This is a genomic window from Micromonospora sp. KC723 (genome assembly GCF_004348595.1).
Taxonomy (GTDB): Bacteria; Actinomycetota; Actinomycetes; order Mycobacteriales; family Micromonosporaceae; genus Micromonospora.
This window is the reverse complement of sequence record NZ_SMKD01000001.1, coordinates 14,213-26,922: the sequence shown is the minus strand read 5'-3', so window position 1 is coordinate 26,922 and position 12,710 is coordinate 14,213. Positions and strand designations below refer to the sequence as shown.

Here is a 12,710-nt window from a genome sequence, read left to right as displayed (position 1 = left end):
AAGGGAGCAGGAGTGGGGCAATCTAGCGTCACGGCGGCCGAGCCCACAAACTGGGTGGCTGCGCGGATCAGCAAGACCTCCGACGTGCTGGACCGCGCCTTCGACCGCGGACTGACCGGGCACGTCATCGCCGAACGTGCCGGCAAGCGGGTGACCCTCGCCGACGGCAGCTCGGCCATCGAATTCGTGTCCTGCTCGTACCTCGGGCTGGAGCAGCATCCCGAACTGGTCGACGCGGCGCACGAGGCGCTGCGGCGCTTCGGGGTGCACTTCTCCATCGCGCGTAACCGCGCCCGACCGGTGTATCTCGCCGAACTGGAGCAACTGTTGGGGGAGATCTACCCGGGCAGCCGGGCGGTCGTGTTCGGCACGGTCAGCAGCACCCATCTCGGCACCCTCCCGCTGCTCGGCGCGGGCGCGCTGCCCGGCTACCCGATCGCCCCGGGGGGCGTGACGTTCTTGGTGGAGAAGACCGCGCACGCGTCCATGCAGGTCCTCAGGGGCATGCTCGAACAGCTCGGGCCGGTACGCCGGTTCGAACTCGGGGACCCGGACGGGCTGGCGCACGAGCTGCGGGAGGCCAGCGTCGCCGACCGGACGCCGGTGCTGCTGGTCGACGGGGTCGGGTCGATGGGCGGCCTGGTGGACGTTCGCCACCTGCACTCGGTGGTGGCCCCCTACGGCGGGATTCTCTACGTCGACGACGCCCACGGCACCTCGATCACCGGCCGGCACGGAGCCGGCTACGCGTTCGAGGCCTTCGGCGGCGCGCTGCCGCCGGGAGTGCTGATCACCGGCTCGTTGTCCAAGGCGTTCGGCGGGATCGGCGGGTTCGTCCTGGTCAGCGGCGACGCGGACATGCTGGTGCTGCGCAAGTTCGCCAACCCCCTGGTCTTCGGCCAGTCGGTGCCGGTGCCGATGCTCGCCGCGACGGTGGCCGCGGCGCGGCTGCACCTCAGCGGCGAGGTCGCACGCCGGCAGGAACAGCTCTGGGCCAACGCCGCCAGCTTCGACGCGTTGACCGGGGGCACCCTGGTCAACGCTGGCCTGCGGTGCCCCATCCGGGGTGTGCACTGTGACGACGAGGACAGCGCCTTCGCCCTCGCCGAGCGGCTCCGGGACGCCGGGATCCTGATCCTCCCCGCGTTCTATCCCACCGTGGCCGCCGGGACCGGCCTCCTGCGCTTCGCGTTGTCCAGCCTGCACGAGCCCGACCAGTTGGCCCTCGCGGCGCGGGTGCTGGGCCAGGACAGGTCCGAGTCGGGCCCGGTGTCTTCTTCCCCCTCTTCTGACTCCGAGAAGGTGAGCGATGTCGCTGCTTGCTGATGCCCTCCTCCCAGCCGACCTGCGGCTCACCCTGGCGCGAAACGAGCAACTCGGTGGTGGCAACGTCCTGCGTCACGCGATGGCGGTACACCCTCGGCCAGACGTCCCGTTCCTGCGGCTCGGCCGGCCGGTGGTCGACTCCACGGGGCAGGCGCGTGACGAACTGAGCCTGCGCGACCTCGATCGGCTCGCGCAGAGCTGGTCGGTGTGGTATCGGGAGCAGGGCGTGCGTCCGCGGGACCGGGTCGCCGTCTTCCTGGAGGACAGCTTCGCCTACGCGGTGCACTTCTACGCGCTGTCGCAGATCGGCGCGATCCCGGTCCTGATGAACAGCCGGATGTCGCGGCCCGTCGCAGCCGAGCACCTGCGCCGGACCGCCCCGGTCGGGATGTACACCGACCGGGCGCGCAGCGAGCGGCTCGGTGACGCGCTGTCCGGCCTGCGCTGGGTCCAGCTCGCCGAGGAACTGCCCGCGCCGCCCGCCGCGGCCCTGCCCGAGAATGCCTACTTCCGGCACGCGCCGGAGGACCCGGTGGTGATCCTGCACTCCTCGGGGACCACGGGGCAGCCCAAACCAGTGATCCAGACGCACGCCGGCAGCTTCGCCGGTCCGCGGTACCGGCTGGCGCACTTCACCGAGCAGCCTGGTTCGCTGATGCTGGCCGCCCAGCCGCAGTCGCACACCGGCTTCATCGGTTACAGCATGTACGCGATCCTGGCCGGCACACCGCTGGTGCCGTTGTTCGATCCGACCGGGCCCGAACTGGCCGCCGCCATCGCCAGGTACCAGCCGACGATGGTGCTCGCGTTCGCTCATGTCTATGCGGATCTGGCGGCGGAGCGCCTGGCGCCCGGCTCGGTCGACTCGGTCGACGGCTGGGTCAGCATGGCCGACGCGGTGCACGAGGGGCACATGCGCCGCATCCTGAGCCTGCGCAGCCCGCACCTGCCGCGAGCCGCCTTCTATGATCGCTTCGGCAGCACCGAGCTGGGCTGGGGGTTGATGGTGCGGATGCGTACCCTCGACACGCCCCGGCGGGATCGCTGCATGGGCACCCCGGATCCGCTGGCCGAGTTCGCGGTGCTGCGCGAGGACGGCACCCGGGCCGATGTCGGCGAGTACGGGCTCCTGGGGGTGCGCAGTCCCAGCCTGACCCCCGGCTACTGGAACGACTCGGACGCGACGGTCCGTAGCCGTCTGGCTGGCTACTGGCTCACGGGAGACGTCGGGTTCCAGGACGAGGAGAACCTGTTCTACCAGGTAGACCGGGCAGTCGACGTGGTACCCACCGCAGCTGGCACCGGTTACTCCGTCCTGATGGAGGAGGTCATCCTCGCCGAGTTGCCGGAGATCGTTGAATGCGCGGTGGTCGCGGCGCGATACGACGGCGAGCCGGTCGCCGTGGCGGTGGTTCGTCCGGATTCCGACGCCTCGAACGCCGAGGCCCCGGAACTGCTCAACCGGATCAACAAGCAACTCGTCGCCGCCGGCCAGCCTGCGGTGACCCTGCTCGAGGTCGCCCGTGGCGAGGCCGACCTGCCGGTCGGTTACACCGGCAAGGTGCTCAAGCGTCAGCTTCGCGAGAAGTACGCCGGTCCGGAGGCCTGGCATGGCGACGGTCGGATGATCGCTCGTGCCACCCCGGAGGGGGCCGTCCCCCTCGCCTCGGCCGCGCCCGAGCGGGTCGACACCGCCGCCGGCATCTGATGCCCGATGTCCGTCGGGCGGCGTGGTCACCCGCCCGACGGACCGGTCGCCCCGTTGGTGTAGGCCACCCCCGAGACACGTCGATTCCGATCGGTCGCGTAGCCGACCAGCGGCCCTCCTGCCCCGGCAGGCACCAGCACCACGGGTGGACGTGTAGGTCCTGACCGCCACCGTGGACGGCTGAGCTGGACGTCGGCCACACTGCCCGGCGCGGTCCACGATCCCACCACGACGCGCATCCACGGCCTGGTCGATGCCCTGGCCGGCAGGACCGTGCCGACGTTCGTGGACAAGGGCGACCAGGCCGCGAGCGCACCGTCTGGGCCCCGGGTGACATGTCGCCGCACCCGCCGCCCTGGCCAGAGTCGGTCGACGGCACCGCCCCAAGATCCGAGGCCTCGGTGAGCGCGCCGTTCCCACCCACCCCCGGGCAGGCGACATCGTGACCGCATCGGGGGACGGACCTGGAAGGGCCCGGCCCGGGTCAGGCTATGCGGTCACCCGGGCAGGCGACGCCGGTCGCGCGAGCCGTCCTCACCCGTCATGCCGCAGAAGGCATCCGCCGCCGACGACCAGTGTGGCTCAGTCTCGACATCATCGGTGACGCGCGTGCGTGGCCTCGCCGGTTAACGCCACGGCCACTCCCCGGTGGGAAAGAGCCCGTCCCCACGGGAATCCACGCCGTTGCAATAACTGTGTGGATGCAGGTTTCGATGGCGCCGGTGTTTCCCTCGAGCGGGCCGCAATCTGCGTTACGCAACCGGCATGTGACATTGGCATTAATTGGGTCAACTGTTTCTTGGTCGCGTCATTCGACTGTCGCCGGGCGGGCGGGTCGACTTGTTGATAGAAGTGATTGAAGCGCCCGATTGGCGCCGATCGCTCCTGCTGGCTCGGCTCGCTGCCTCGTTCCTGTTTGGATGGAATGTGGCCAGTCAGTTGTTTCGGTCCCGACTGCTGGTCCTCTGGCGGGTTTGCGGGAGAGCGCCACGCGATCTCGCTTTTGACCTTTCTGGTTGCCGGAAAGAAAATGTCGGTGATCCGTCATCGCGTTGGTATTCCGATCAATCCAGTCCGTTCAATATGCTGCGATAGCCCGAATGGAGCACCACGGACAAGGGAGAACCTCTTGAAACCCGCTCTGCAATGGTCCGCAATGGCCAGCCTGGCCCTCGCGCTGATCGTGACCGGCGCACCGGCCGTCGAGGCGAAGCCGTCCACGACCGACCGGAACGGCAACACGACCAGCGTCGCCCGCACCAGTGACGGTCGGGCGATCACCAACGAAGCCGTCGCGAAGGAGGTCGCCGCGTTCTGGACCCCGGAGCGCATGGCGAAGGCCGTCAACCTGGACTTCGCCAGGCCCGCCCGCTCCACCGAGTCGTCGCTCCGTGCGCCGAAGCCCGACGGACCGGTGGGCGCGGTCGCGCCGGTGAAGCCGAGCATCGCCAGCGGTGACGACGTCCGCGTCATGCTCAACGAGTCGCAGACCGTCGGCAAGGTCTACTTCACCACTCCCACCGGCGGGCTCGCCTCGTGCTCCGCCAGCACCGTTGCCAGCGGCAAGCGGCGCCTGGTCGTCACCGCCGGGCACTGCGTGCACCAGGGCCGCGGCGGCCAGTGGTACAGCAACTGGCAGTTCGTCCCGCGGTACCGCAACGGCGCGCGTCCGTTCGGCACGTTCGTGGCGTACAACCTGACGGCTCGTACCGCCTGGGTCAGCAACAGCAACCTCGACGAGGACATGGGTATCGCCATCATGAACAACGGCGGTATCTACGGCGCGAAGGTGGTCGAGACGGTCGGCGGCAACGGGCTGCGCTGGAACTACGGCTACAACGTCTACGTCACCGCGCTCGGCTACCCCTCCAACCTGGGCGGCGGCGAGAGCCAGTACTACTGCCAGGGCAACACCTGGCACGCCGGCGGCCAGCAGATCCGGATGTACTGCAACATGACCTACGGCTCCAGCGGCGGACCCTGGCTGCAGGAGTACAACGACCAGACCGGCTACGGGTACATCAACAGCGTCGTGAGTCACGGCGACAACCCGGGCAACGGACAGTTCGACGGCCCGTACTTCGACAACGACATCAAGAGCCTGTACGACTACGCCGAGGCTCTCTCCCCGGCGTGAGTCACGTGCTCATCGGAAGCCCCGGCCCACGGGCCGGGGCTTCCCCCGTTCCCATCCCGGTCGCACGGTGCCCACGGGTCGAGCCGTGGCGACGGAGGACCAGGTGCTGCCCCTGCCCGGGTCGTCACCGCCTCGCCGGGGCGGCGATGGCGAGGATGTCGGTGAGGGCGGTCCCGGCGGCCCGGAGGGCCTCAGCGGAGCCAGGGGACCGAGCGGTCGAGCAGGCCCCGCTGCACGAGTTCCCGGCGCAGCGGGATCTCCTCATCGACGTACCCGTCCCACCCGACGCCCCAGTGGTTCGCGGTGTGCGTACCGTCACCCAGCAGCTGGCGCTGCAGCGGCGACCGCCGCGCCCACCACGGGCCGGCCCGGTCGATCGACAGCTCGTCCAGCGGCCGGATCCACCGGTACGTGTACCCGATGAAGAGCATCTTCCGGCTGATCGAGGACAGGTTGGTCGACCGGGAGTGCCACAGCCGGCGGTCGAAGACGAACGCGTCGCCGGGCCTCGCGGTGATCTCCACCGTCCCGGCGGGATCCGGGTGGGGCAGCGAGGCGGGCCGGTCGAGCGTGTTCTGCAGGTGACTGCCGGGGATCACCTTGGTCGCGCCACGGCCGGTCTCCGAGAGGTCCGAGAGCACGTACGCGATCTTCAGGGAGAACATCGGCCGAGGGGATCCGTCGAGCGTCTCCGGATCCGAGTTCTGCCGGTAGCCGTCCTGGTGCCAGCCCCAGTACGGCCGCTCCGGCTCCCGAGCCGGCGGCGTGACGTCCAGGTGGTGGTGATGGGTGTAGATGTTCCAGCCCAGGAGGCCCCACACGTACGGGAAGGTGGTCGGATGGACGAGCAGGTCGGCGAAGAGCTCGTCCCGGTCCAGGAACCCCAGAAGGTGCACCGTGCCGTCCTCGGTCGATCGACCGGCCGCGACCTCCTCCGCGTGGATCCGGTCGACCGCCGCCGCCAACCGCTCCCGGTGACGCTCGGTGAGCACGTTACGTAGCAGCAGGAAGCCCTGCGCATGGAACTCCTTACGGTCCACCTCGGTGATCGGCTCAAACCCGGTCAAACGCGGGTACTCGGTCGCCAGCTCCATCTCTCGCCCATCCTTCGTTCCGTTCGGTGGCGCCGAAGCTAGTCACCGGTCGTGAAGAAGCCGTCAAGAGCGCGTGCGGATGGAGTGCGGCCTCAGTGGACCGTCAGAAGAAGCGGTAGATGGATGGTGAACGTGGTCCCGACCCCGAACTCGCTCGCGACCGACACGGTGCCGCCGTGGTCGGCCACGATCTGGCGGACGATCGCGAGTCCCAGACCGCTGCCGCCGGTGCTCCGGCCACGCGCCGCGTCGGCGCGCCAGAACCGGTCGAAGACGTACGGCAGGTGTTCCGGCGTGATACCGGTGCCCGTGTCGGCCACGGTGATCACCGCCTGCTGCCCTGCCCCGGTGGCGGCCAGGGTCACCGCGCCGCCGGCGGTCGCCCGCAGCGCGTTGCTGAGGAGGTTTCCCAGCACCTGCCGCAGCCGGTCCGGATCCGCGTTCACATGAACCGGATCGGCTGCCGACGTCACCAGGAGCACCCCGGCGGCGTCGGCCACCGCCTGATGGGCGATCCGGCAGGTCTCCAGCAGCTCGGCGAGGTCCACCACCGAGCGGTGGTAGACCAGGGTGCCCGCCTCGGCCAGGGCCAGGTCCTGCAGGTCGTCCACGATCCGCTGCTGCAGCACCGCCTCCTCGTGCAGGGAGGCGAACAGCGCCGGGTCCGGCGGCACCACCCCGTCCTTGAGCGCCTCCAGATATCCCCGGAGGTTGGCCAGCGGGGTACGCAGCTCGTGCGCCACGTCCGCGACCAGCCGGCGCTGCCGTTCCTCACCCCGTTGTAGCGAGTCGGCCATCCGGTTGAAGGAGCGGGCGAGCACGGCCAACTCGTCCTGGCCGACCACGGGCACCCGCTCGGTGAGGTCGCCTGCCCCGAGCCGGCGGGAGGCACTGGTGAGCGCTTCGATCGGGCGCAGCACCCGCCGGCTGACCAGCAGTGAGCCCGCGATCGCGAGCACCGCGACCAGGCCGGTGGCAACCAGCACCGGCCCCACCGCCAGCGGTGAAGGCGTGGGCTCGTCGCGCGCGCCGACGTAGACCGCCAGCGTCTGCGGGGCGAACTCGACGACGCGCTGGCTGAAAGCCTGCCGGAGGCAGCGCGTGAGCGGCTTCCCGTCGGCGGGCTCGTCATCCCTCGGTTTCCCCGGCGTTGGGCTGGGGAACACGGCAGGCGCGCGCGTGGGCCCGACACACGCCGACACCATCTCCTGGTCACGGCGGCGCGCGACGTCCGACGACGTCGGGGCCGCGCAGTCGGCCACGGCCTGGAGACCGTCGGCGGGGCTGGCCGAGTACCGGGGCACGCCGTACGGGCCGTCGGTCACGAGAACCTGCGCGCCGCTGCGGGTGAGGCAGGCGGCGTGGAAGATGCCCTGCCGGTAGTCGTCGATCTGGGCGGTGACCGCGGAAACGATGCCGGGTGGCAGCTCCGTCTCCGGCAGGTGCAGCACGTGGCGGGGGTTGACCGAGATCGGCGGGTCGGTCACCTCGCGGGCCCTTCTCCCCTGGAGGTGGTCGGTGTCCACCAACACCTCGCCACCCTCGGTGATGAGCCGGATCCGCTGCCCGGTCTGCCCGTGCAGCCGCTCCACGACGCTGGCGACGCCCTCCCAGGTGCCGTGTCGCATCCCGTACCCACGAAGCTCGTCGGTGATCATCGCGGTGGTCTTCTGGTCGGCCGTCACCGACTCGGTGATCTGCTGCGACGCCTGTCGCAGGACCAGCCACGCGGTCGCGGCGGTGGCGGTCAACGCGACGAGCGCCACCAGCGCGAGCACCCGGAGGCGGAAACTCATCGGGATGGCCTGTGCTCCGCCAGCCGGTATCCGCGACCGTGGACGGTCTGCACGTAGCGCGGTCGGGAGACGTCCGCCTCGATCTTGCGACGCAGGTTCATCACGTGCGCGTCGACCGTACGTTCCAGCACGAAGTGGTCGAACCCGAAGGCCTTGTCAATGATCTGGGATCGGGTGAAGACCCGGCCCGGGGCCGCGGCGAGCACCTCCAGGATGCCGAACTCCTTGGCCGTCAGCGTCACCGGCCGTCCGGCCACCCGTACCTCGAACCGGCCCGCGTCGACCTCCAGGTCGCCCACGGCGAGCACCTCCCGGTTGCCCGCGCCGACCACTCCGGAGCGCCGCAGCAGAGCCCGCACCCGGGCCACCAGCTCGCGTGGGCTGTACGGCTTGGTCACGTAGTCGTCGGCCCCGACGTCGAGGCCGAGCAGGACGTCGTCCTCGGTGCTCCGGGCGGTGAGCAGGAGGACCGGCATGTCCGACTCCGCCCGCAACCTCCGGCACACGTCCAGCCCGTCGACCCTGGGCATCATGATGTCGAGCACGACCAGGTCGGGGCGGCGGGCCTGGCACTGCTCGAGTGCGGAGCGGCCGTCGCCGACCACCAGCGTGCGGTGTCCTTCCCGTTCCAGATAGAGCTGGATCAGACGGGCCTGCTTGGGATCGTCCTCGGCGATCAGGATCCGGGCGTTCATGCCTCATTCTGGCCGGCGGGACCGCGGCGGGGGTGAAGAAGTCGTGAAGGTTGCCCCACGACACGCCCCAGGCGAGACCGCCCGCGCCGGATCAGGGACCCGACGCCGCCGACTGGCTGTTACCCGGCTGTTACGCCCCGGCGAAGTCGCTGCCGTGAACCGTTTCCATCGTGGACCCACGGTGCCGCAGCGACGGAGTTCGGTGCCGGAACGGACCGGACAAGGAGGAGACAGATGCGGATCAGGAGTGGACTCACGGTGCTGGTGGTCGTGACCGCCGGGCTGGTCGCCGGCACCGGCACGGCCGCGCGCACCGCCGCGACGGCGAAGGCGGCGACCGGTTCGCCGTACTGCGGTATCACCTGGGGCAGCGGGACGAAGGCGGCCGGCTCGCTGAGCAGCGCCGCCCTGGTGGAGGTGCGGACGGGCCGGCACGACTGCTTCGACCGGGTGGTCTTCGAGTTCGCCGGCCCGGTGAGCGGCTACACCGTCACCTACGGCGAGACGTGGACCGAGGGCGAAGGGCTGCCGCTGTCGCCGTACACCGCCGGGGACGAGCTGCTGCGGGTCTCGTTGCAGGCCCCGGCGTACGACGACGGTCACGCCGCCACCGTCCCCTACCGGGTCGGCGAGCACACGGCCAACGTGCTGCGCCACCGGACGCTGCGGGACGTGGTGTTCGGCGGCAGCTTCGAGGGCTACACCACCTTCGCCGTCGGGGTGCGGGCGCGGCTGCCGTTCCGGGTGCTCGTGCTGGCCGGCCCCGGCTCGCACAGCCGGATCGCGCTCGACGTCGCCCACCAGTGGCAGGAGTGACGACTGGCGGGCCCGGTCCCGACCGGGCCCGCCACGCCAACCGTTTCGGCAGGTCAGCGGGGAGGCTCACCGGGCTACGCTCAGCGCATGGAAGGCCGGGTGCTCATCGTCGAGGACGACGCCTCCATCCGTGAGGTCACCGCCCTCGGCCTGCGACGCGCCGGCTTCCGGGTGGACACCGCCGCCGACGGTCGGTCGGGGCTGGCCGGGTGGCGGGCCAGGCCGGTCGACCTGATCGTCCTCGACGTGATGCTGCCCGGCCTGGACGGGTTCGAGGTCTGCCGGGAGATCCGGCGGACCAGCCGGGTGCCGATCCTCATGCTGACCGCCCGTACGGACACCATCGACGTGGTCGTCGGGCTCGAGTGCGGCGCCGACGACTACCTGCGCAAGCCGTTCGACCTGCCGGAGCTGGTCGCCCGGGTCCGGTCGGTGCTGCGTCGGGCCACCGAGCCGCCCGCACCGACCGCCATCGAGGTCGCTGGGTTGGAGATCGACCCGGCCAGTTTCGTGGCCCGTAAGCACGGGCGGGACCTCGCGTTGACGGCCACCGAGTTCCGGCTCCTGCTGGAGCTGGCCCGCCGGCCCGGCCAGGTCTTCACCCGCGAACTGCTGCTGGAGCGGGTGTGGCAACACGACTTCCTCGGCGACTCCCGGCTGGTCGACGTGGCGGTGCAGCGCCTGCGCGCCAAGGTCGAGGACGACCCGGCCCACCCGCGGCTGGTCCGGACGGTGCGGGGTGTCGGCTACAAGCTGTCGCCGGCGTGAGGGAGGTGCCCGGTGCGTGGATGGCAGCAGAGCAGCGGGCACCCGACAGCGGATCCGGTCGTCCCCGATCGCCTGCGCCGCCGGCTGACCGTGGCGTTCGTGCTGGTCGCCGGGGTCTCCGCCGGGCTGCTCGCCGGCGGGTCGTACACGCTGCTGCGGCAGGCCCGGTTCGACGCGTCGGTCCAGCAGGCCGCGGCGGACGCTCGCTACCGGCTGGTGCTCGCCGCGCAGTTCGTGCCGCTCACCGCGGAGCGTCGGAGTGAGCTGCTGAACAGCTTCGAGGGCAGCGGCCGGCACGTGGTACTCGTCGACGGCGGGACCTACCCGTCGAACCCCGGGTACGCGCCGTCGCTGGGCGGACGGCTGCGGGCAACCGTGGCGGCCGGACAGCTCGGCTACGAACGCGCGGCCCCGCAGGCCCGGCCCCGGTTGCTCGTGGTCGGCGGTCGCGTCCCCGGCTCGACCGCCGAGCTGTACGTGGTCACCGTCGAGGACGAGATCGCCGTCGAACTCGACCAGCTCCGCACCGCGCTGCTGGCCGGCTGGGTGCTGGTCGTGCTGCTCGCCGCCGCCGTGGGGCACACCCTCGCCCGCCGCACCCTCGACCCGGTGGGCCGGGCCAGCCGGGCTGCCCGGGCGCTCACCGAGGGGCTGCTCGCCACCCGGCTACCGGTGCGCGGTCGGGACGAGTTCAGCGTCTGGGCGGCCTCGTTCAACGAGATGGCCGAGGCGCTCCAGACCAAAATCGAGGCGTTGTCCCGGGCGCAGGCCCGGGAACGGCGGTTCACCGCCGACGTCGCGCACGAACTGCGTACCCCCGTCACCGCCCTGGTGGCCGCCGCCTCGCTGCTGCGCGAGCACCTGGACCAACTTCCGGCCGACACCCGGCGCGCCGGGGAGCTGCTGGTCACCGACGTGGTCCGGCTGCGTCGACTGGTGGAGGACCTGATGGAGATCTCCCGCCTGGACGCGGGCCGGGAACCACTGGCCGTGACCACGGTCGACGCCTCGGCGCTGCTGCGATCGATCCTGCGCGCCCGTGGCTGGACCGAGCGGGTGGCCGTCGACGCGGCCCGCGTCGACCTGCGCACCGACCCCCGCCGGCTGGAACGGGTCCTCGGGAACCTGCTCGCCAACGCGGTCGAGCACGGCGGCGGCGAGGTGCGCGTCGGTGCCCGCCGCGCCGGCGCGGACGTCGTCTTCGACATCACCGACGAGGGCCCTGGCATCCCCGCCGAGCACCTGCCCTGGCTCTTCGACCGTTTCTACAAGGTCGACCCGGCCCGCTGCGGGCCTGGCAGCGGGCTCGGACTGGCGATCGCCCGGGAGAACGCCCGCCTGCTCGGCGGGCGGTTGAGTGTGGACAGCGAACCCGGCGGCGGCACCCTGTTCCGGCTCGCGCTCCCCACCGCGGGCCCTCCGGACACTACCGTCGGGGAACCGCGCGCCGATTGGCCGGGAGGTGCGCCGTGAGGCGCGCGGCGGTCGCGTTGGGCGTCGTCACCCTGGTCCTGGTCGGCGGGTGTGGCGAGCCCCGGTCGGGCTCTCTCGGGCCGGCCCCGACGGTGGCGCCGGCGACCACGTCGATGCCGCCCGCCGCGACCCCGGAACCGCCGCCAACCAGCCCACCCGCACCGTCACGCCCGACCGCCCGCAGCACGCCGCCGGCTCCGCCCCGGCCGCCGGCCGGTACGGTCGCCGTCGAGCTGTGGTACGTCCGGGACGGGCGGATCACGCCGACCCGGCGTACCCGTCCGGCGACCCTGGCCACCTCCCGCCTGGCGTTGGACGAACTGGCGGCCGGACCGACGGCGGTGGAGGCGTCCGTCGGGCTGGGCACGCTGGTGCCCGCCGGCGTCGAGGTCACCCGGATCACCGACGGGACGGCGCTGCTCGCGACGGTGCCGACGCCCGGCGGGCCGGCCGCGGCACGGCTGCGCGAGGCGCAGATCGTCTGGACGCTGACCCAGTTCCCCACCGTGCGGCGGGTCCGTTTCGGCACCGCCGCCCCGGTGGACCGCGCCGACTACACCGACCTGCTTCCGCCGATTGTCGTGGCCACGCCCGCGATCGGCGCGCTCGTCACCAGCCCGGTCACGGTGGCCGGGACGGCGGACGTGTTCGAGGCCACCGTCAACGTCCGCGTCCTGGACGCCTCCGGCCGCGAGATCGCCACCACGTTCACCACCGCCACCTGCGGCACCGGCTGCCGGCGCGACTACCACGTCTCCGTGGGCTACCGGCTCGACCGGGAGCAGGCCGGCACGGTCGAGGTCTACGAGGTGTCGCCGGCGGACGGGTCACGGACCAAGCTCGTCGCGGTGCCCGTACGGCTCACCGCGAGTCGGTGACCGTCGGGGGTCGGGAAAC

10 protein-coding genes are annotated in these 12,710 nt (G+C 71.6%); 7 read left to right on the top strand and 3 right to left on the bottom strand.

What is annotated here, in order from left to right:
* Nucleotides 1-12 precede the first annotated feature (12 nt).
* The 3 genes from E1165_RS00110 to E1165_RS00100 all read left to right on the top strand — a co-directional run bounded on the left by E1165_RS00110 (nucleotide 13) and on the right by E1165_RS00100 (nucleotide 5,171).
* Nucleotides 13-1,326, top strand: coding sequence for an aminotransferase class I/II-fold pyridoxal phosphate-dependent enzyme (locus tag E1165_RS00110; RefSeq protein ID WP_207916321.1), 1,314 nt, complete (start codon nucleotides 13-15; stop codon nucleotides 1,324-1,326).
* On the top strand, nucleotides 1,310-3,034 hold the full coding sequence (locus E1165_RS00105; protein ID WP_132386398.1) for a class I adenylate-forming enzyme family protein: 1,725 nt from the start codon (nucleotides 1,310-1,312) through the stop codon (nucleotides 3,032-3,034). Before E1165_RS00110 ends, E1165_RS00105 begins: the two co-directional genes overlap by 17 nt.
* A 1,156-nt stretch (nucleotides 3,035-4,190) precedes the next feature.
* Entirely contained in the window at nucleotides 4,191-5,171 is a 981-nt protein-coding gene (locus tag E1165_RS00100) for a serine protease (RefSeq protein ID WP_371687284.1), read from the top strand.
* 191 nt (nucleotides 5,172-5,362) lie between these two features.
* Here E1165_RS00100 and E1165_RS00095 read toward each other — a convergent pair whose 3' ends face one another.
* The 3 genes from E1165_RS00095 to E1165_RS00085 form a co-directional block, all read right to left on the bottom strand.
* Nucleotides 5,363-6,265 carry a phytanoyl-CoA dioxygenase family protein gene (locus tag E1165_RS00095; protein ID WP_132386394.1) on the bottom strand — a complete coding sequence of 301 codons (903 nt, stop codon included), beginning with the start codon at nucleotides 6,263-6,265 and terminating at the stop codon, nucleotides 5,363-5,365.
* Nucleotides 6,266-6,357: 92 nt separating this feature from the next.
* Nucleotides 6,358-8,061, bottom strand: a complete 1,704-nt coding sequence (locus E1165_RS00090) for a cell wall metabolism sensor histidine kinase WalK (RefSeq protein ID WP_132386392.1) — start codon at nucleotides 8,059-8,061, stop codon at nucleotides 6,358-6,360.
* Nucleotides 8,058-8,756 (bottom strand): response regulator transcription factor, encoded by a 699-nt coding sequence (locus E1165_RS00085; protein WP_132386390.1) that lies wholly within the window; start codon nucleotides 8,754-8,756, stop codon nucleotides 8,058-8,060. Before E1165_RS00085 ends, E1165_RS00090 begins: the two co-directional genes overlap by 4 nt.
* 234 nt (nucleotides 8,757-8,990) lie before the next feature.
* On the opposite strand from E1165_RS00085, the gene E1165_RS00080 reads away from it, so the two are divergent.
* From E1165_RS00080 to E1165_RS00065, 4 genes are all read left to right on the top strand, one after another.
* On the top strand, nucleotides 8,991-9,572 hold the full coding sequence (locus E1165_RS00080; protein WP_132386388.1) for a hypothetical protein: 582 nt from the start codon (nucleotides 8,991-8,993) through the stop codon (nucleotides 9,570-9,572).
* 87 nt (nucleotides 9,573-9,659) lie between these two features.
* Nucleotides 9,660-10,340 (top strand): response regulator transcription factor, encoded by a 681-nt coding sequence (locus E1165_RS00075; RefSeq protein ID WP_132386386.1) that lies wholly within the window; start codon nucleotides 9,660-9,662, stop codon nucleotides 10,338-10,340.
* Nucleotides 10,341-10,352: 12 nt separating this feature from the next.
* A complete protein-coding gene (locus E1165_RS00070; protein WP_132386384.1) occupies nucleotides 10,353-11,813 on the top strand; it encodes a HAMP domain-containing sensor histidine kinase in 1,461 nt (486 codons plus the stop codon).
* Entirely contained in the window at nucleotides 11,810-12,691 is an 882-nt protein-coding gene (locus E1165_RS00065) for a Gmad2 immunoglobulin-like domain-containing protein (RefSeq protein WP_243704507.1), read from the top strand. The genes E1165_RS00070 and E1165_RS00065 overlap by 4 nt, the downstream gene beginning before the upstream one ends.
* The last annotated feature ends 19 nt before the right edge of the window (nucleotides 12,692-12,710 follow it).

Bases quoted from the DNA above. Each gene is read 5' to 3' on its own strand.
- E1165_RS00105 (WP_132386398.1), top strand. From the start codon at position 1,310: ATGTCGCTGCTTGCTGATGCCCTCCTCCCAGCCGACCTGCGGCTCACC.
- E1165_RS00100 (WP_371687284.1), top strand. From the start codon at position 4,191: ATGGCCAGCCTGGCCCTCGCGCTGATCGTGACCGGCGCACCGGCCGTC.
- E1165_RS00095 (WP_132386394.1), bottom strand. From the start codon at position 6,265: ATGGAGCTGGCGACCGAGTACCCGCGTTTGACCGGGTTTGAGCCGATC.
- E1165_RS00090 (WP_132386392.1), bottom strand. From the start codon at position 8,061: ATGAGTTTCCGCCTCCGGGTGCTCGCGCTGGTGGCGCTCGTCGCGTTG.
- E1165_RS00085 (WP_132386390.1), bottom strand. From the start codon at position 8,756: ATGAACGCCCGGATCCTGATCGCCGAGGACGATCCCAAGCAGGCCCGT.
- E1165_RS00080 (WP_132386388.1), top strand. From the start codon at position 8,991: ATGCGGATCAGGAGTGGACTCACGGTGCTGGTGGTCGTGACCGCCGGG.
- E1165_RS00075 (WP_132386386.1), top strand. From the start codon at position 9,660: ATGGAAGGCCGGGTGCTCATCGTCGAGGACGACGCCTCCATCCGTGAG.